17 protein-coding genes are annotated in these 17,578 nt (G+C 33.6%); 5 read left to right on the top strand and 12 right to left on the bottom strand.

Going from position 1 to position 17,578, the window contains the following annotated elements; translation table 11 throughout:
* Positions 1–13: 13 nt before the first annotated feature.
* From QZ659_RS02110 to QZ659_RS02095, 4 genes are all read right to left on the bottom strand, one after another.
* Positions 14–1,084 (bottom strand): glycosyltransferase family 4 protein, encoded by a 1,071-nt coding sequence (locus QZ659_RS02110; protein ID WP_291721181.1) that lies wholly within the window; start codon positions 1,082–1,084, stop codon positions 14–16.
* A gap of 49 nt (positions 1,085–1,133) precedes the next feature.
* Positions 1,134–1,649 carry an NADH-quinone oxidoreductase subunit A gene (locus QZ659_RS02105; protein WP_291721178.1) on the bottom strand — a complete coding sequence of 172 codons (516 nt, stop codon included), beginning with the start codon at positions 1,647–1,649 and terminating at the stop codon, positions 1,134–1,136.
* A gap of 44 nt (positions 1,650–1,693) precedes the next feature.
* A complete protein-coding gene (locus tag QZ659_RS02100) occupies positions 1,694–2,221 on the bottom strand; it encodes a YcxB family protein (RefSeq protein ID WP_291721175.1) in 528 nt (175 codons plus the stop codon).
* Positions 2,222–2,305: 84 nt separating this feature from the next.
* A complete protein-coding gene (locus tag QZ659_RS02095; RefSeq protein ID WP_291721172.1) occupies positions 2,306–3,445 on the bottom strand; it encodes an endonuclease/exonuclease/phosphatase family protein in 1,140 nt (379 codons plus the stop codon).
* 636 nt (positions 3,446–4,081) lie between these two features.
* Between QZ659_RS02095 and QZ659_RS02090 the strand changes: the two genes are divergently transcribed.
* Positions 4,082–5,029, top strand: coding sequence for an NAD-dependent epimerase/dehydratase family protein (locus QZ659_RS02090; RefSeq protein WP_291721170.1), 948 nt, complete (start codon positions 4,082–4,084; stop codon positions 5,027–5,029).
* 89 nt (positions 5,030–5,118) lie between these two features.
* Here QZ659_RS02090 and QZ659_RS02085 read toward each other — a convergent pair whose 3' ends face one another.
* A complete protein-coding gene (locus QZ659_RS02085; RefSeq protein WP_291721167.1) occupies positions 5,119–5,541 on the bottom strand; it encodes a MaoC family dehydratase in 423 nt (140 codons plus the stop codon).
* Between the two features lie 43 nt (positions 5,542–5,584).
* Positions 5,585–6,217 carry a flavin reductase family protein gene (locus QZ659_RS02080; protein ID WP_291721164.1) on the bottom strand — a complete coding sequence of 211 codons (633 nt, stop codon included), beginning with the start codon at positions 6,215–6,217 and terminating at the stop codon, positions 5,585–5,587.
* Between the two features lie 634 nt (positions 6,218–6,851).
* On the opposite strand from QZ659_RS02080, the gene QZ659_RS02075 reads away from it, so the two are divergent.
* Positions 6,852–8,345, top strand: coding sequence for a hypothetical protein (locus tag QZ659_RS02075; protein WP_291721161.1), 1,494 nt, complete (start codon positions 6,852–6,854; stop codon positions 8,343–8,345).
* Between the two features lie 77 nt (positions 8,346–8,422).
* Here the strand turns inward: QZ659_RS02075 and QZ659_RS02070 are convergent, their stop codons facing one another.
* A complete protein-coding gene (locus QZ659_RS02070) occupies positions 8,423–8,902 on the bottom strand; it encodes a MarR family winged helix-turn-helix transcriptional regulator (protein WP_291721157.1) in 480 nt (159 codons plus the stop codon).
* 406 nt (positions 8,903–9,308) lie between these two features.
* Between QZ659_RS02070 and QZ659_RS02065 the strand changes: the two genes are divergently transcribed.
* Both QZ659_RS02065 and bioD read left to right on the top strand, forming a co-directional pair.
* Complete coding sequence (locus QZ659_RS02065) at positions 9,309–12,338, top strand: bifunctional acetate--CoA ligase family protein/GNAT family N-acetyltransferase (protein WP_291721154.1); 3,030 nt, start codon at positions 9,309–9,311, stop codon at positions 12,336–12,338.
* 20 nt (positions 12,339–12,358) lie between these two features.
* On the top strand, positions 12,359–12,997 hold the full coding sequence (gene bioD / locus QZ659_RS02060) for a dethiobiotin synthase (RefSeq protein WP_291721151.1): 639 nt from the start codon (positions 12,359–12,361) through the stop codon (positions 12,995–12,997).
* 447 nt (positions 12,998–13,444) lie between these two features.
* Here the strand turns inward: bioD and pyrR are convergent, their stop codons facing one another.
* The 4 genes from pyrR to QZ659_RS02040 form a co-directional block, all read right to left on the bottom strand.
* A complete protein-coding gene (gene pyrR / locus QZ659_RS02055; RefSeq protein ID WP_291721148.1) occupies positions 13,445–13,993 on the bottom strand; it encodes a bifunctional pyr operon transcriptional regulator/uracil phosphoribosyltransferase PyrR in 549 nt (182 codons plus the stop codon).
* Between the two features lie 115 nt (positions 13,994–14,108).
* Positions 14,109–14,966 carry a glutamate racemase gene (murI, locus tag QZ659_RS02050; RefSeq protein WP_291721145.1) on the bottom strand — a complete coding sequence of 286 codons (858 nt, stop codon included), beginning with the start codon at positions 14,964–14,966 and terminating at the stop codon, positions 14,109–14,111.
* Between the two features lie 67 nt (positions 14,967–15,033).
* Complete coding sequence (locus QZ659_RS02045) at positions 15,034–15,423, bottom strand: YraN family protein (RefSeq protein WP_291721142.1); 390 nt, start codon at positions 15,421–15,423, stop codon at positions 15,034–15,036.
* A gap of 53 nt (positions 15,424–15,476) precedes the next feature.
* Positions 15,477–15,989 carry a hypothetical protein gene (locus QZ659_RS02040; RefSeq protein WP_291721138.1) on the bottom strand — a complete coding sequence of 171 codons (513 nt, stop codon included), beginning with the start codon at positions 15,987–15,989 and terminating at the stop codon, positions 15,477–15,479.
* Positions 15,990–16,313: 324 nt separating this feature from the next.
* On the opposite strand from QZ659_RS02040, the gene QZ659_RS02035 reads away from it, so the two are divergent.
* Positions 16,314–16,664: a hypothetical protein gene (locus QZ659_RS02035; protein ID WP_291721135.1), complete on the top strand. Its 351-nt coding sequence runs from the start codon at positions 16,314–16,316 to the stop codon at positions 16,662–16,664.
* 95 nt (positions 16,665–16,759) lie between these two features.
* On the opposite strand, the gene QZ659_RS02030 is transcribed toward QZ659_RS02035, so the two are convergent.
* On the bottom strand, positions 16,760–17,575 hold the full coding sequence (locus QZ659_RS02030) for an SDR family oxidoreductase (RefSeq protein ID WP_291721132.1): 816 nt from the start codon (positions 17,573–17,575) through the stop codon (positions 16,760–16,762).
* Between the last annotated feature and the right edge of the window lie 3 nt (positions 17,576–17,578).

Here is a 17,578-nt window from a genome sequence, read left to right as displayed (position 1 = left end):
AACTATTTTAGTTTTAGACATTCACCACTTCTCTTTTGCGCTTTACTCTCCTATGTAGAAAAATAGCAAAACTGCTTGCTGTCAAGACGATGATAGGAACAAGCCAGTTGTCTGACAAATATCCCATTTGTCCGATATAAGTAAAGACAAATACAAATAGTATATTTAAGAAAATGACAATACCCACAATACTATAATGGTTACAGCCTATATCTAAAAGCAAATGATGAATGTGATTACGGTCTGGAGAAAGAGGAGAACGTCCAGCTAATGCTCTCAACATAAAAACACGAATAGTATCGAAAAGTGGATATACCATCAAGGAAGACATAAGCGACAAAGGAGCAACAATGTGTAATTCATTTGTTGTAGGCAAAGCTGCATTTTTATTAAGAAAAATAATTAAGAGTCCAGTAGCTAGGAAACCCAACATTAGAGACCCTGTATCTCCCATAAATATTCTTGCAGGGCTATAATTGTAATATAAAAAACCTCCCACACTGCCCAAAATAGCCAAACACATAGCAGAAAGGGCATAACTTCCCTCTAAAGCAAACCACAGCCCAAAAAAACTAAATACAATGAGTGCCACCGAACCAGCCAAGCCATCTATGCCGTCTATGAGGTTAAATGCATTGGTAATCACAATGACAATAAATCCTGTTATTAAGCAACTAAAGAAAAAATTAACTTCATATACTCCTAAAAAGCCATAAAGAGAATAAATTCGAATATCACCTATTATCAGAACAGCTATGGCTACAAACTGCCCTATGAGTTTCCAAAAAGCACTCAGAGGTAAAAAATCGTCTCGCATTCCCACCACTACCATGACCAAAACAGCTCCTAATAAAAATTCCATATTGAGTGTCATATCTACAAAAGACCACGTTAGGGTAGAGATAATGAAACCAAAAAAAATACCCACTCCACCAAAAGAACAAATTTTTCCTGTATGAATTTTACGCTCATTAGGCACGTCGTGAATATTGCGAGAGTTAGCAATTTTGATAATTTCTGGAATCAGAAGCAAACAGACTGCAAAGGCAGTTCCTAGGCTAAGTAAAAGTTTTATCCAAGTCATCGTTCAATAATCAGTTGAAATAATAATTTTTAAAGCAGATATTTTGTGTTTAATTATTGATTGAGTTTTTTTTCTGGCTATATCTTGTATTTATGCTTTGATAAGCTGTATTAGGAATAATTTGTTTATTCTTTGTTAAATCATCCTTTGAAATATCTTCTTTGATGCTATTTAACTGCCAATTTAGTAAATTATTTTTCCAAAGATAGCCCAAACCCATTACTAAAATAATAATAAACAATAATCCTTCTGTGAAAGCATAAACTTGCCAGTTACTCTCTATGGCTTGTACTTTTGTGTCTGTTAAAACTTTTGCCCAAGGGAACAAAAAAATGATTTCTACTTCGAAGAGAACAAAAACTAAAGCTATCAGGTAAAAACGAATATTGAATTTGCCCCAACTACCCAATATAGTTTCTTCTCCACACTCATACGTGCTATTTTTTTCTGTTGTAGGATTATTAGGACGCAAAAAACTCCCTACACCAAGTGCTATAAGAGCAAAAAAAGCTGCTATTATTAAGAACAACAATACTATACCGAAAGTAGAAACTGAACAAAGCATAAGAAATTATCTAGTGCAAAATTATAATTACAAAAATATATGATTTACTCTTTGAGTTTGTGTCCTAACTTTGTTTTGGTACGAATCATTTCTTTTACCTTTTCCATATCACTTTCTGGATTAAAAGATTTTTTAGGAACAACATACGCAATATGCCTATTTTGGTAGATGAGTAAATAATGTTTGAACTCTCTTATTTTATAGATTCTTCTCCAAGTGAGAGTAGCGTGGCTTTCAGAGGTTACAACTTCGATGCGCTCAGGTTCAAAATAGAAAGTTGTGAGTTCAGAGAGTGCAGGATGTTCTTCAAAATATGATTTTGTTCGAAGGTAAGTCAAGATAGGCAATACCAAAAATAAAAATACCATCAAACTCAAAAGTAAGCCAAGTTTGAGTTCTGAGTCTGCCCACTCTCCATCTGTAATACGTTTTTCTAAAAGCATCACTACCAGCATAGTAGCCAAAAAAATACTCAACCAAACTATTTTGCTTCGTAGGAGCAACGAAAAATTCAGCCTTAGGTATTCTTCAAAACTAAGTTTTGCTTTTACTTCTATAATTTTTTCTTTCATAGTACAAATAACGCCTTTTTTAGACAAAAGTAAAGTGTAGAAAGATAAAAAAAATAAAGCAATTTTGTTTTTACAAAATGGTTTCTACTTGATAGAATAAATCCCACGAACAGGATAATGGTCAGAAAACGGAATTTCTCTATGGGTGTTGAAATACAGACACTCTATTTTTTCCTCATCATAAAACTGATTGTCTATTCGCAAGAAAAAAAGTTTTCCATTGAAGGTAAAGCCTGTTCCTAAGCCTTTGCTCTCAAAAGCATTCTCTAAGCTGTGGTGTAATTTAAAGTAAGTATAACTGTATGGTAAATCGTTTAAATCGCCACACAAAATAATAGGATACGGACTGGCTTGAATGTGATTGATAATAGCTTCCACCTGTTCTGCTCGGCTTGCAAATCCTTTTTTTAGCCTACTACCTGCATACCAAAACGTTTCCTCTGGTTTGTCTAAAGGTTGGAGTTCGTTCTGATTGATACTCATTGATTCTAAATGAATATTATAAATTCGGATAGTATCATTATTTTTTACAATATCGGCAAAGATAGCACCATTAGCTGTTCTGACTTTAAACGGAACTTCGCCTTTATTTATAAATGGATATTTTGAAAAAATAGCGATACCAAACTTTCCTCTTCCGTGGTTTGCTGAGGTATAACGCTTATGAAAATAATAGGGTGTTTCTGTTTTTTCTTTAGCTAACTGTTCTCTAGTATTGAGAACAGTATGAGTTTCCGAATTATAAAAATCTTGAATACAGATAATATCGGAAGTATCATTTTTTATCCAGTTGATAGTATTCTTTGTTACTGTATAATCATCATTTTTTCTCTGATAGACATCAAACTCTCTTACATTATACGACAAAACAGAGAGATAATTTCTATTTTCTTCAAAATCCTCTTCTAAAAGCCCTCCAAAGCTAATGCTGGCTTGCCAAAATGGAAAACCTATCACTAACACAAGTAGAGAATACAAAGCATACCAACGCTTGCGCCACCACCAAAGCAATACAAAAAATACGTTTGCCATAAGGCAAAACGGAATCAGCATAGAAACAAACCCAAAAAGCCAAAAAAACTGTGGAGAAACAAGAACAGATAAGTACGAAATTACCGAAACTACCAATACAATACTATTGATAAAACGGAAGGTGCGCCTAGCGTTGCGCCTACGCCAAGAGTCTGGTTTTGTTTTGTTGGATGGATAGTTTTGAGATGACATTTAGAAATCTATAACTTAATTTTTTAGGATAGTTGGCTTAACAAAAAAGTTGTTTAAAAATGTAGTTTTATACACTTATCGGTCTGACCTTATTCTATTAGGTCAGTCTCGCTAGAGTAGACCATAAATAATTTGTTTTTGCTCTATTGGTTTCGCCGACTTTCAGGTCTTAAACAACTTCAAAATATACTTTTTAAGTGCTGTATAAGCTAGAACGATATAAATTGAGTTTCTGTTGAACATTTTTGGTTATTTTTTCTAAAGTTAGAGTTTGTTTCACTAGCAAAAAATTACCATTTGTAGCTCAAAGAAATAATTTTAAACAACCCATTAGACCAAACTAACGAGTGAAGTTCTGTTACCATTCAACTTTAATTAAAAAAGTAACTCTGAGTATTGCCAAAACGTATGAAAATAGACCACGTGCAAAGAAAATGATAAATAATAATAAGCTAAAACACAAACTAAACTATGCACCTTTTCAAATAATGTTCTCTCAACCCTTGGTTTAGTCTGTGTAGTAAAGTCCCTTTTTTTGCGATTCCCTTTTTTTAGCCTAATTTGTACACACAATAGATATACAACACAATTTTTAGATAAAGACCTTAACAAATCAGTATAAACACAAAATATATAATGGAAAAAATACTTATTATTGGAGCAAACGGACAACTAGGAACAGAACTTTCTGCTGCACTTCAGAAAAAATATGGACAAGAGGCTGTTATTGGTTCAGATATACGAAAACCACAAGAAGAAAACAGTATCTTCGAACTCCTTGACGTTTTGGATGGAGAGGCTCTTCTTTCAAGCATCAAAAAACATAAGATTACACAAATCTATCATTTGGCAGCCATTCTTTCAGCAAAAGGTGAGGAAAACCCTAAGCAAACGTGGAATATTAATATGAATGGTTTGCTCAATGTTTTGGAAATAGCACAACAAGAAAAATTAAATAAAATATATTACCCAAGTTCGATTGCTGTTTTTGGAACTTCTACCCCTTCGCCAGCACCACAATATACTTCTATGAATCCTTCGACTATTTATGGTATCAGTAAGCGAGCAGGAGAGCAGTGGTGTGAGTATTATTTCAATAAGTATAATGTAGATGTTCGTTCTTTACGTTATCCAGGGCTGATTAGTTATAAAACTCTTCCAGGAGGAGGAACGACAGACTATGCTGTTGATATTTTTTACAAGGCTGTTGAAGCAACAAAATTTAGTTGCTTTTTAGAAGAAAATACTCGCCTTCCTATGATGTATATGCCAGATGCTGTACGTGCAACATTAGAACTTATGGAAGCTGAAAAAGATAAACTTTCAACTCATGAAGGATATAACTTAAACGCCTTTGACTGTACGCCAAAAGAACTCTACGAAGAAATCAAAAAGCACATTCCAACCCTAGAAATAGAGTACAAAATAGACAAACTAAGACAATCTATTGCCGATTCTTGGTCAGATACAGTTGATGATAGTGTAGCTAGAAAAGATTGGAACTGGCAACATCAATACGATATGGAAAGCACAACGAAAGATATGCTCTTACACTTAAAAAACAAATTGACTTTACAGAAATAGAAAATACAAAAAACCGTGTTCTGTACTACACAGAACACGGTTTTTTATGTTTTTCAAAGACGAACCTTTGCCCTACAACCATCATAATTTTACAATCTGTTCGGATTTATAACGGTTGCTTCGCCACTGATGGTAGCTTTTCCTGTTGCTTTATCAATAACTTCTGTCTTTACTTTTGCACGATTTTTTTCTCTATTTACTTCCATAATTGTCATAACAGCTTCATATTCTGTATCTACAAACATAGGACGCATAAAGTTCATGGTTTGGTTCATATAAATTGTTCCTTCTCCAGGAAAAAGTGTTCCAAAAATCTTAGAAAAAACACTTCCTCCTAAAAATCCGTGCATAATCGGACGTTTAAACATCGTTTTGGAGGCATACTCTTCATCCAAATGTAATGGGTTGTTGTCGCCTGTTACCTCTGCAAAGCGATTGACTTGTTCTTGTGAATAAGAAAAAGTAAGACGATATTCGTCGTTTTCATTAAGTTTTTCTTGATGGGTGTTCATTTGTTTGTTGTTGTGTAGTTTTTGCAAGAATTATAGATTTATATTATGGTTTTGCGTAGGGCAGTCGTTCTAGTCTTGTTGTTGTATGGTAACTATCCAAACAAGAAGTAGTAATTGTCCCAGCCTTTTCAATATCAAGATAGCCATCTTTTTCTATAATTTCTTCATTTAAAATCACTTCTTGTACACTTGCAATCAAAAAAATAGTATTATTGATACTCAAATCGTGTCTTTCCTCTAGTTTCAATCCGATTCTAAACTCCGATTCTTTGACATAAGGAGCAACAAAATCATTTTCAAAGTGAGGAGTTAGTCCAGTAGCTTCAAATTCAGAAACTTCCTTTGAATAGCGAGCAGCTGTTTGATGCGCTTTCTTAAAAAATTCTTCTTTGATGTGGTTGAAGGTAAAATATTTTTGTGCTTCAATATTTTCTAATGTATGCCGAGGCGAAATATCTGGACGAACAATAAACCCCATTAGAGCAGGGTTTGCTCCCAAATGAAATACTTGACTAAAAATAGCTAAATTGGTTTTGTTTTCTTTAGAAATAGAGCCAATAAGTCCGACACTTTTAAAGCCAGAAATAGAGTTGATAAAATTAGCTCTAAAGCGAGATTCCATGGCAAGAATTTCGTTTTTTTGAATGCGTTTGAGTAGTTGTTTTGAAGTAGGCATACGTTGAAAATACTATTTGAGAAGGTGTTTTTTATAAAATCTTCAATGAAAAAAGATTTGAATTATGATAAAAAATTTGTATTCTGTATAGTGAATTGAATATAAAATCCAAAATTTTGACGAACTTTGCAGAAATTTCGAAATAGTGATGAGTAGATATTGGATGTGAAATACAAAATATGTAATACTATTTAGAAGTTTGCAATACTTTAAATTCATATACATTTAGGAGTGCATATAGATAATTTTGGAAGCAGAAATGTGAGAATAGCATCTTGAAAACATATTTTTGATAAGAAAGTTTCAAGCATAACAGAATCTTGAATCAATCAACCTTATCACATTTAATTTTGTAAAGTTCATTTCTCCATAGGGTTTGCAAACCCTATGGAGAAATAGACACGATTTGATTTTTGCTAAATTACTAACAGTCAGACTTGTAAAAAACCGTGATAACCTTTAATATTTTTAACTAGCGTTTTAAGACAGGATTAATAATCAAATTCATATTACAGACAAATGTTTTAGGTTCTGTTTATTTTAAATTTATACTATCTCTTAGATACATTTTTAAAACTATTACAAGCAAAGAAGTAATTGAATGAATTACTCTTAAAAATTTTATAACAAAACTATGATAAATTGGCTACGCAAACTCGTTGGTTTGGGTGGAACAGCGAAAAACCTGACCTCACTAAGCAAAGAAGAATGCAGAGAAGAAATAAAAGCATTTGAAAAGAAAACAAACCTTGGTCTTTTTAAAGGACACGTACAAAACTTATACAGCACACAGCGCATTAAAGCAACTTCTCATTGTCCTAGGTGTGAATCAGAAACAGAGAAAAAAACAGCAGCTTTTGTATGTGCTACCAATTCAATTCCTCAAATTATTATTTCAACAGAAAATTATTTCTGTACGAATTGTAGTTCTGCCCTTGTAGATGACAAACTCTTACAAAAAAGTTGTGAAAAAGGTAAGACATATAGAGGCATTGTTGGGTTTTATATCAGAGAAAATATACAAACCTATCAGTCTATCAACGAACACATTATTCGCTATTATTACGACCAAAACAACAAGCCAAGTGGTATAAAAATTACGAATGAAAAAATTGTTGATTATGACCCTAAAATACACGGTTCAAAGGGAACAAAAAGTCAGCACAAAGTGCCTTCATCTCCTGTTACTTTGATGGATAGAGTCGCACGTAGAGATAAAAAAGAAAGCCTTACCAATACTTCTAAATTTAAAAAGAAGGAAAGAAGTAAAACAGAGGATGATAACAGCACAAAGGACAGTAACAGTAAGGCTGCACGTTCTGAAAGAGCAAGATTAGCTATGGAAAGAGCAAGAAATAAAAAATCTAACAATACAAAGCCCAAAGCTAAAGAAGAATTTGCTGAATCTGTAAATGATAAAAAACAAGACTTTAAAGAAAAAGTAGAACGAAAAAGCAACTTCAAGCCTAAGCAAAGACAAAAACCTGTTGTTGAGAATCCTAATGAACGACAAAATCACCAAAATAAACGTTTGGAGGAAAATAAGGAAGGTTTAGTTCAAGAAAAGCAACAAGAAAATCAAAAAGAAACTTCTCCTGTTAGAGCCTCTCAGCGAAAGAAAGTAACTTCTAATACAGAGAAGAAAGTAGAAGAAGCTAATCCATCAGCAAATGCTGAAGAAAAAGATACGCCAAAGAAAAATCGTCGTAGCAAATACAGTAGGTCTAATAGAAAGACTAGAAGTAATAGAAGACCAACTCGTCAGAATGTGAAAGATGAAAAAGAGGATGTTCAGAACGACAAAAAAAATGATAAAGCTAAGAATGAAAATTCACAAAAACAGATAACAGAAGCGCAAAAAACGACTGAAAGTAAGTCTGATAATAAAAAAGATAGTGTAATAGAAAAGCTACATCAAAACTTACAAGAGAGTAGTAAAGCCTCTGTTAAGGAGGACAAACAGAAAGAACAGCAAAAAGAAAGTTCTCGTTTGGCTCGTTTGAAAGATGGCAATAAAGAGGAGAGAGTATCTAGGAGAAGACCTCGCTCCAATGTGCGTCCTCCGATAGATTTGGACTTAAAAACGCCAAATCCTCGTCGTCGTTATAATAATACAAAAAATAAGTAAGCTATTATAAAAATAACAAAAGCCTTTTCAAACCAAGTTTTGAGAGGGCTTTTATTTTAGAGAGAGTTTATATATCTCTAAATTCTTCCGTGCATACGGTCTAGGCAGTGCATTAGTTTTTGCAATAAATCTTCCTTTTCTTCTTCACTAAAATCGTAGAGTAGCCTCAAATTAGAGTTTTCTCTCAAAGGATGCACTTTTGCAATAGCTTCTTCTCCCTTTCTTGTCAAGACCAATACTTTTCGGCGTTTGTCTCTTGAGTCTTTTTCTTGTTTTACAAGCCCTTTGTCTGACAAAACTTGCAATAGATTAGTAATATTAGGACGAGAAACATTGAGAGCCTCTGCAATATCTGATGCCAATATTCCTCCATCTTGAAAACGTTCTTCTGAATATGGGATGTTTCTGTCTCCTTGAACATATAAAAGTACCATCCATTGTTGTGTGGTCAATCCTATCATACTGGTAAGGTTTGAGCCTTTTTTGAGCATTTGTGCTGCCAACTCTATTATTGCCAACACGATAGACTCATTTTTTGTTTTCTGAATTGTAGTCATTTATTTTGGTAGTAATTTATTAATGATTATTTCATACGTTTTGTATGGATAAACAAAACCTATTTGCAAAAATAACGTTTCTATCTTTATTAGCTACAAATAGCATTAAAAAATTCTCAAAAAAGGTTATTTTAAGCATTAAATAATGAAATGAGCCATATTTTTGGTATTTTTGTATAAGTAAGCTAAATAGCTGAAATAAACTAATTTATGACTTTGATTATGACTAAGGGTCATCCTTTAACATTATTTTTGATTTTTTGAATAACTATCAACACACTTGTAATGTTATGAGGGCAACTCAAGCATAAAAAGCACAAAAACTATCTCTGTTAAGAGCAGAAATATCTACACAAATACACAACAATTTTTTTAATCTTATCTGTTTACATCATATTTTTTACAGATGCCTGTTGTATATTCTAATCCAAAAAGGGTGCGCCAACCCAGTCCAATTCATACCAGAAGTTCTTATTCCAAAACAGAGACCCGTTTTGACGTTAAAGATTTCAGAAGAGAAAATTCTTTATTATCTTTCAGAAGAAATTATAATTATGTAGCTCATCAATTAGCTATTGGAATCCAAACGGTCATGCAACATTCTTTTCAACGTATTTTAGAACGTGTTTTGGAAGGTATTCGTTCTTGGGGCGAAGGCGTTTCGGCAAGTCATTTCCATCCTTCCTACGATAAAGGCAAGATGGAGGCACTTTTCCATCCCAAAACAATTGCTGTGGTAGGAGCAAGTAAAAGAGAGAACTCTTTAGGCAAACGCCTTTACGAAAACCTAACTCTGTTAGATTATAAAGGAGATGTTTTTCCAGTAAATCCAAAATACGATGAAATAAATGGAGCTACGTGTTACGATAAAATTGAAGACATAGATGAGTTTATAGACCTTGTCATTATTATTACACCAGCCAGAACAGTTTCACAAATTATAAGAGAATGTGGAGAAGCCAATGTGAAAAATGCTCTTATTCTATCTACTGGCTTTAGAGAAATTGGAGAAAAAGGAGTAGAGTTTGAAGCTGATGTATTATTAGAAGCTAGAAGAGCAGATGTCAGAATTATTGGTACAAATTCAATTGGTTTTATCCGTCCTCATCTCAATCTTTTTGCTACATTTTCCGACCAACGTCCAAAAGAAGGAAATATTGGTTTTATTTCTCAAAGTGGTGCAATGGGAGAGGGAGTTTTAGACTGGGGGCGCAGCCAAAATGTGGGCTTTAGTGCTTTTGTATCTATTGGTGGAATGATAGATATTAGTTGGGGAGACGTAATTCATTATCTTGGTGATGACCAGCATACCAAAGCTATTGTTTTGTATATGGAGACTATCAATTATGCTCGTTCTTTTCTTTCAGCAGCCAAAGAAGTTTCCTATTCAAAACCTATTATTGTTTTGAAAACTGGAAAAAGACAGCATTTAGAGAATAGCAGCTCTAAGCAAGCAATCTCTCCTATTCATTTTGAGGTAGATGAAGATTTGATTTTTAATGCTGCTTTTCGCCGTTCGGGAATGCTTCGTGTAGATACAATGGCAGAAGTATTTTTTATGGTAGAAGTCATCTCAAAGCAACCAAGACCAAAAGGAAAAAAATTAGCTATCCTTACTAATGCCAATGCACCAGCACAGCTTGCTACAAGTATGCTTGAAAAAGGTAATGGAGAACTAGCCTCCTTGTCTGAAGTTACAATCGAAAAACTCTCAGCACATTTACCTAAACACTGGGAATACGAAAACCCTTTGGATTTACATCAGTTTGCTACTCCTGAACTTTACGAAATAGCAACAGAAGTTCTTTTAGAAGATAAAAATGTAGATGGGCTTTTAGTAGTACTTGCGCCACAAGCAGTAAGCCAGCCTACCGAAACAGCAAAAAAATTGCTCCGATTTGCTCCTCTTAAAAAGAAACCTATTCTTGTTAGTTGGATGGGAGGAGACACTACAAAGGAAGGACGTAACTTGCTCTCCCAAGCTGGTATTCCTAATTTTCAATATCCAGATGCTGCAGCTCATATTTTTAATTATTTATGGAAATATGCCTACAATTTAAAAGGTATCTATCAGACGCCTCGTATTTCGAATGAAATGAAAAATAACCCTCCTAGTAGGGAAATTGTAGGACAAATTATTGCCAATGCACGCATAGAAGGTAGAGGAATCTTGACAGAATGGGAAGCCAAACTTATTTTGGCAGCTTATAATTTGCCTATTGTTGATACACGCTTGGCTCTTTCTGAAGACGAAGCGTGGCAACAAGCCGAATCTATTGGAAAACCTGTTGTTTTGAAAGTGTATTCTGATAATATTATCAATAAGAGTGAAGTTGGTGGAGTGCGTCTTTATTTAAAAGATGAACAAGCTGTCAGAAATGCTTTCCAAGACATCAAGAAAAATATTGAAGAAAGAGTAGGAGAAGGTAAGTTCTTGGGAGTTACTGTACAGGAAATGAATACTAGTGAAGATATTGAAATGTTAATGGGAAGTAAAGTAGATGCACAGTTTGGTTCGATTATTTTCTTTGGAAATGGTGGAAATTCGATGCAATATTATGAGGATAGAGCCATAGCCTTGCCACCCCTTAATACTACCTTAGCTAGAAGAGCCATCGAACAAACGACAATTTATAAAAACTTAGTAAGTAGAGATGATGTGCATGAACCTACTCTAAAACTTTTAGAGCAGTCTATGGTTCGGTTTAGCCAACTGATTATAGAACAACCTTTCATCAAAGAAATTTATCTTAACCCAATTTCAGTTTCTCGTACAGAAGGAGTTTCCATTCTTGATGCTGTTATGGTATTACAACCTACAGAGGTAAAAGGAGAAGACCTTATTCGTTTGGCTATACGTCCATATCCTTCAGAATATGAGGAACGTTGGGTACTTCCAAAGAGTAAGCAAGAAGTGTTGATTCGTCCAATACGTCCAGAGGATGAACCCCTTATGGCAAACTTTCACAAGCGACTTTCCCCACAGAGTGTTTATTTTAGATTTTTCCACGCTGTCAGCCTAGACCAAAGAGCTTCACACGAGCGTCTTTCAAGAATTTGTTTTGCTGATTATGACAGACAGCTTACACTTATTATAGAAATTGAGAAGAAAAAAGAAGAGAATGAAATTATTGGTGCTATTCGAATTATCAAGCTACACGGAACAAAAGAAGCCGAATTTGGAATGACTATCGTTGATGGTTATCAAGGTGAAGGATTAGGCTCAAAACTTTTGACAAGAGCTGTAGAAGTGTGTCGTAGTGAAGGTATAGAGCTGCTTACAGCAGATATTTTACCTGAAAATATGGCGATGCGTAAAATCTGTGAAAAATTAGGTTTCATTATGGAACATAATGCAGATGAAGGAACGGTAAAAGCATCTCTCTACATTCGAAATATTTTTGATTATGAGGAGGAAAGTGACGAGGAGGAATAAATTTTAATCAGTTTACAAGTATGATTCATCAATATTTCATATCTGCTATCGGAACAGATAGTGGTAAAACATTCATTAGTGCCATTTTGGTAGAAGCCTTACACGCCAACTACTGGAAACCCATTCAAGCAGGTTTACCAAGAGATACGGATGGAGTTAAAAAGCTAGTTTCTAACACAGAAAGTCATTTTTTGAAAGAGCGATTTTGTCTCACTGCTCCTATGTCGCCACACGCTGCTGCAAAAATTGACAATATAAATATAAGTTTATCTGATTTTGAATTGCCAAACAAAACAAAAGATAAAAACTTAATTGTGGAAGGTGCAGGTGGTTTGTTTGTTCCGATAAATGAAGCAAAAAATGGAAAGGCAGATTATATTATTGACCTCATTGAAAAACTAGAACTACCTCTGATTTTGGTTTGTAATCTGTATTTGGGTAGTATCAATCATTCTATTTTGAGCTTAGAAGCCATCAAAAATAGAAATATAAAGTTGAAGGGAATTATTTTTAACGGCGAATCTAATCTAGCATCAGAGCAGATTATTGAAAATTATGTTATTCATCAACTTGGCTCTAAAGTATTGCTAAGGGTAAAACAAGAACAAGAAATTACAAAAGAGTTAGTGAAAAAATATGCTTCCAAAATTGTATTTTGAGTATGTGGTTTTTTCTATTATGAAAAAAATGTTTTCCACTTTGAAAAAAACACTCTACTATAAAAGTCTAGTGCAAAATTAAAAATACTCTCTAATGAGCTTTAAAGCCTGTTTTTAAGTAAAATAAAATTATTTTTTATGTTATTTTGGCATTGGCAAGCCTATTGAAATATATAAAGCGAGTAAGTAGATAAGTAAGTAAGCAGGTTCTCAAAGTAGCTGCTTTGAACGTTGAGAGGTAGTAGGCTTGACGTTACAACATTTTTTATAGCAACTTTATTTTTTTAGAACCAAAAAACAGAAGAGCAAGACAAAGTAATCAGTAGTCTGTTTTCATTAACCAACAATGAACATTTTTTAAGGACTACTCATTTTTAAATTATTTTGGTCGTTTCTTTTGGCAAGAAGTAGCAAAACTCTCTTTCATAAAAAGAGGGTTTTTCTTTTTTATAGGTCTTCATTTTCTGAAATAAGCCAAATTTTATCCTCCTTTGCACCTTCTTGTGTCCATTCTACTTCTATGTGTTCAGATAAAATTGTATTTACAGTTTTACCTGTATAATTTGGAGCAATAGGCAAATCTCTTGTATATTTTCTATCAATCAATACCAGTAAATCTACTTTCTTTGGTCGCCCAAAGGCTGCCATTGCGCTCATTGCTGCGCTAATGGTTCGTCCTGTATAGAGAACATCATCTATCAAAATGACTTTCTTATTTTCAATCACGAACGGAACATCTGTCATATTAGCTTTGAGAGGCTCGTCTCTTCTCCTAAAATCATCTCTATAAAAGGTAACATCTAGCTTTCCAAAAGGAATTTTTTTATTCAAACGAGTTTCCAAACGCTTATGAATGCGCTCTGCAAAAAGAGTCCCTCGTGGCTGAATGCCTAGCAAAACTGTATCCGAAAAATCGGAATAATTCTCAATAAGCTGTTCACAAAGACGGCTTACCGTAAGGTCTAATAAATCGGAGGAAAAAAGTAATCTTTTCATTTTTGTGGTATTTTTCGTCGTTGGTGGGGACACCAACAATGGCGTAGATTAGTGATAAATGAATAAAAAAACTCAATGAAATTACTGGTAACCATTTACTGGAAACTGAAAAAATCTATTCCCAAAGTTTATACAGTTCCAATTCTACTTTTTTCTTAAAAAATATTTTTGTGGTTTCTTCGAATGACTTAGTAAGGTCAGAAACATAAAACACATCTTCTTTTGTAGAATATGGATTGAGTAAATTATTTTGTTCTAAAAAGATACGAACTTCTTCGGCTACAATAAAAGAACCATCTATAATTTCAACTTTCTGGGTAAAATTTTCTTGAAAAAATAGCTCAATATCTTTTTTTATGAGTGGGTAATGCGTACAACCCAAAATTAGACCTTCAATATTTTGTAATGATTCATCAGACAAATATTCTGCAATGACGGACTTACTGACCGTATTATTGAAAAAGCCTTCCTCAATCATAGAAGCTAAAAGAGGTGTTGCTAAGGACGACAAAGATACATTTTTGTTGGCTTGATTTATTTTTTGAAGATAGGCGTTGGAGTTGATAGTTTGGCGTGTGCCGATAAGACCTATGTTTTTTCCATCAAATCGATTTGCAACATAATTAACAACAGGTTGGATGACATCAATTACCTTAGCTCTTGTGGCAGTATATTCTTTGATAAGCTCAAAAGCAGCAGCCGATGCCGAATTACAAGCAAAGAGAATAACTTTACAGTTATGTTTGAGTAAAAAATCTACTGCTTTTATAGAGTAGGCTTGCAGTGCTGCCGTAGATTTATCTCCGTAGGGAAGATGTGCTATATCTCCAAAATAGATGATTTGTTCGTGTGGAAGAAGTTTTTTGACAGCATGTGCTACCGTAAGTCCTCCAATCCCACTGTCAAAAATTCCTATTGGGTTGGTATGTTTGGTATCTTGAAGATACATTTTTAAGGTGTCGTTTTCTGACATTGATTCTTGAATCTACTTTTTAAAATGGAGTAGGAATAAAGTGTGAAATTACGATTATTTTTTACTTCTAAAAAGCATCTTCCAAATGTAGAATTTCTTTTAGATTATCTTTTTCAAAAAGAATTGAAATTATATCGAACTGAATGAAGCCTTTGAACTCTTTGTCTGTTTTTTCTTCATACTCTTCTAAAAATAGTTCTGCTGTTTCTGAAATTTTATCAGCTTGTGCTTCACTCACAAAAGATTCTGGATTGCCAAAATCGTTGTTCTTACGGGTTTTTACTTCTATAAAATGAATAACATTTTTTTTTCTTACAATAATATCTATTTCTCCTCTGTTTGCTTTAAAGTTGGTGGCAAGCAATAAAAAACCTTTCTCTTTCAAGAAAGATACAGCTATTTCTTCTCCTTTTTTTCCAGTAGTTTGTTTTTGGGTAGGTAAAGATGTTTTGCTCATAAATTTTTATTTTTCCACTAATTTATACTGACAAGACAGACAGGTGTGGGGATTTATCTTTTTCTAACATCTAATGAGTTAAAACTTATTCTATCTGGGATTTTTCCTTGACATGGACGATATGCCAAAAGCGTAACTGAGTGGCGTGGATATATAGCTGTTTGGATTCTTCCTTGGAGGTTCATTTTACTCTCTCCCTCACATCCAAAAGAAGGTGTAAAGCTCACTTTTACTTCATATTGATTGGTGTTTCGAAGGCGCACAAGCGTATTATAACGAGTGTCGTACATAGAACTTCGATGTTGGATATAAAATTCTACACCTGCTTCTTTTTGAAACAACATCCACCGATTGACAGGGATAGGGTCTAGGGTTTTGGGAACTGAACTGGAAAGAAACAGTACCGAAAAAAAGCAGAAAAGGAGTAATGTAAAATTAGACTTCATGAGTTGTTGTAGGCTTGTGGTAAGTTTTTGAAAGTTATCAATATCATTTATCCAACAAATGATTGCATTTGTTGAAGAGTTGTTAAATCTTTGATTATCAATACTTATCAAGTAATTCAAAATTGCAAAAAATAAGCCTAACTCAAATTGTTTTCTCTAAAGATGTTGAAAATGCTGATGAGAAAGGAATCTTTTATCTAAAAATAATGCACTTATCATCAGATTCAAATAATTGCCAAAATAACAGCACTACCAAAAAAGTTCCCTAATCAGCCTAAAAATAAATATTCAGAATAGATACAAATAAGCATAGAAGCTACAAATAATCTATAATGGGGGAATTAATAGTAGGTTAGGTAAGTTATGATTTAGTTGGCTAGTACGAAAAATGAGAAAGTCAGCTTCTTTTAATTAATATCCTATTCAATTTTAACTACTATCATCATGACTCCTTTATTTACAAAACATCAAACCTCCCAAAATCAGCCTAAATTCAAAACAACAAAGGAAATTCTTGAAAACCTTTATCTTCAGAAAGCAAAGCATGAAAAACAATTCTTTGATTATGAGAAAGAACTTGAAGGGATTCAGTTTCGAATTTTGGAAATTAGAGAGCATCAAAAACATCATAAAGAGAAAGTCTTTGCTTTGGAAAAGGAAATTGCAAAGTACAATAAGCCTAAACCAATAAAGCCAAAATACAACTATACCAGTTTTTATATTTTTGCAGGGCTTTTAATAGCTATTTTTATAGCTTCTCTATATTTTCTTTTTACTCATTTTATAGCTGTCTAAGTATGTAACAGATTACTCATTTTTTATATTTTTAGGGATGATACATAAGACGTATATCATCCCTAATTTTTTGCCATTTTTGAGAATACAAAAAACTACTTTGGAACTTCTCCTTCTTTTGCAATCGCATTTAAGACGAGTTTGTCCATAAAAGAAGGGAAGAGTTTATTTAAAAATACAGTCAGTTTTCCTTGTGTTGTCAGAATAAGAATGTTTTTTCGTTTTTTAGTAGCTTTCAAAATATGAGCAGCACACTCTTCTGAACTCATCATTTTTCCTTCATCTTTTGGCGAATCTCCTTGTGCATTTCCATTGTGTAAAAGGGCAGTATTTCTAATGTTTGAAGATGTATATCCAGGGCAAGCAATCAAAACGTGTACGTCTTCTTCAATCATTTCAGTGCGTAACGCTTCCAAAAAACCTTGCATAGCAAACTTTGAAGCTGAATATCCTGTACGAGCAGGTAGTCCTCTAAACCCTGCAATAGATGAAACGCCCACCACAGAACCTTTTGTCTTGATAATATGAGGAATACAGTATTTAGTAGCATAGACAGTTCCCCAAAAATTGATGTTCATAAGACTTTTCAAAACTGATAAATCCAAGTCTTTAAACAAAGCACGCATCGAAATACCAGCATTATTTACCAAAATGTCTATTTTTCCAAATCGTTCTACTGTCTCTTTTGCTAATATTTCATTGTCTTCTTCTTTACTAACATCCAACTGCAAGGGCAATACTTCAATATTCTGATTTTCTAAAAATTCTTGTGCTTCTTTTAGCCTTTCAGCATTTCTTCCTGTAATGACAACTTTTGCTCCTTCTCGTCCAAAGGCTTCTGCACAAGCTCTCCCAATTCCAGAAGTTCCTCCTGTAATAATGACTACTTTATCTTTTACTGATTTGCTCATAAT

It is taken from the genome of Bernardetia sp. (assembly GCF_020630935.1).
GTDB lineage: Bacteria > Bacteroidota > Bacteroidia > Cytophagales > Bernardetiaceae > Bernardetia.
The sequence above is the reverse complement of the archived record's forward strand: the minus strand, read 5'-3'. Positions and strand labels throughout refer to the sequence as shown.

Coding starts and splice junctions, on each gene's coding strand:
- QZ659_RS02035 (WP_291721135.1), top strand. CDS start 16,314: ATGACTCCTTTATTTACAAAACATCAAACCTCCCAAAATCAGCCTAAA.
- pyrR (WP_291721148.1), bottom strand. CDS start 13,993: ATGAAAAGATTACTTTTTTCCTCCGATTTATTAGACCTTACGGTAAGC.
- QZ659_RS02065 (WP_291721154.1), top strand. CDS start 9,309: ATGCCTGTTGTATATTCTAATCCAAAAAGGGTGCGCCAACCCAGTCCA.
- QZ659_RS02100 (WP_291721175.1), bottom strand. CDS start 2,221: ATGAAAGAAAAAATTATAGAAGTAAAAGCAAAACTTAGTTTTGAAGAA.
- QZ659_RS02045 (WP_291721142.1), bottom strand. CDS start 15,423: ATGAGCAAAACATCTTTACCTACCCAAAAACAAACTACTGGAAAAAAA.
- QZ659_RS02110 (WP_291721181.1), bottom strand. CDS start 1,084: ATGACTTGGATAAAACTTTTACTTAGCCTAGGAACTGCCTTTGCAGTC.
- QZ659_RS02105 (WP_291721178.1), bottom strand. CDS start 1,649: ATGCTTTGTTCAGTTTCTACTTTCGGTATAGTATTGTTGTTCTTAATA.
- bioD (WP_291721151.1), top strand. CDS start 12,359: ATGATTCATCAATATTTCATATCTGCTATCGGAACAGATAGTGGTAAA.
- QZ659_RS02075 (WP_291721161.1), top strand. CDS start 6,852: ATGATAAATTGGCTACGCAAACTCGTTGGTTTGGGTGGAACAGCGAAA.
- QZ659_RS02085 (WP_291721167.1), bottom strand. CDS start 5,541: ATGAACACCCATCAAGAAAAACTTAATGAAAACGACGAATATCGTCTT.
- murI (WP_291721145.1), bottom strand. CDS start 14,966: ATGTCAGAAAACGACACCTTAAAAATGTATCTTCAAGATACCAAACAT.
- QZ659_RS02090 (WP_291721170.1), top strand. CDS start 4,082: ATGGAAAAAATACTTATTATTGGAGCAAACGGACAACTAGGAACAGAA.
- QZ659_RS02095 (WP_291721172.1), bottom strand. CDS start 3,445: ATGTCATCTCAAAACTATCCATCCAACAAAACAAAACCAGACTCTTGG.
- QZ659_RS02070 (WP_291721157.1), bottom strand. CDS start 8,902: ATGACTACAATTCAGAAAACAAAAAATGAGTCTATCGTGTTGGCAATA.
- QZ659_RS02030 (WP_291721132.1), bottom strand. CDS start 17,575: ATGAGCAAATCAGTAAAAGATAAAGTAGTCATTATTACAGGAGGAACT.
- QZ659_RS02080 (WP_291721164.1), bottom strand. CDS start 6,217: ATGCCTACTTCAAAACAACTACTCAAACGCATTCAAAAAAACGAAATT.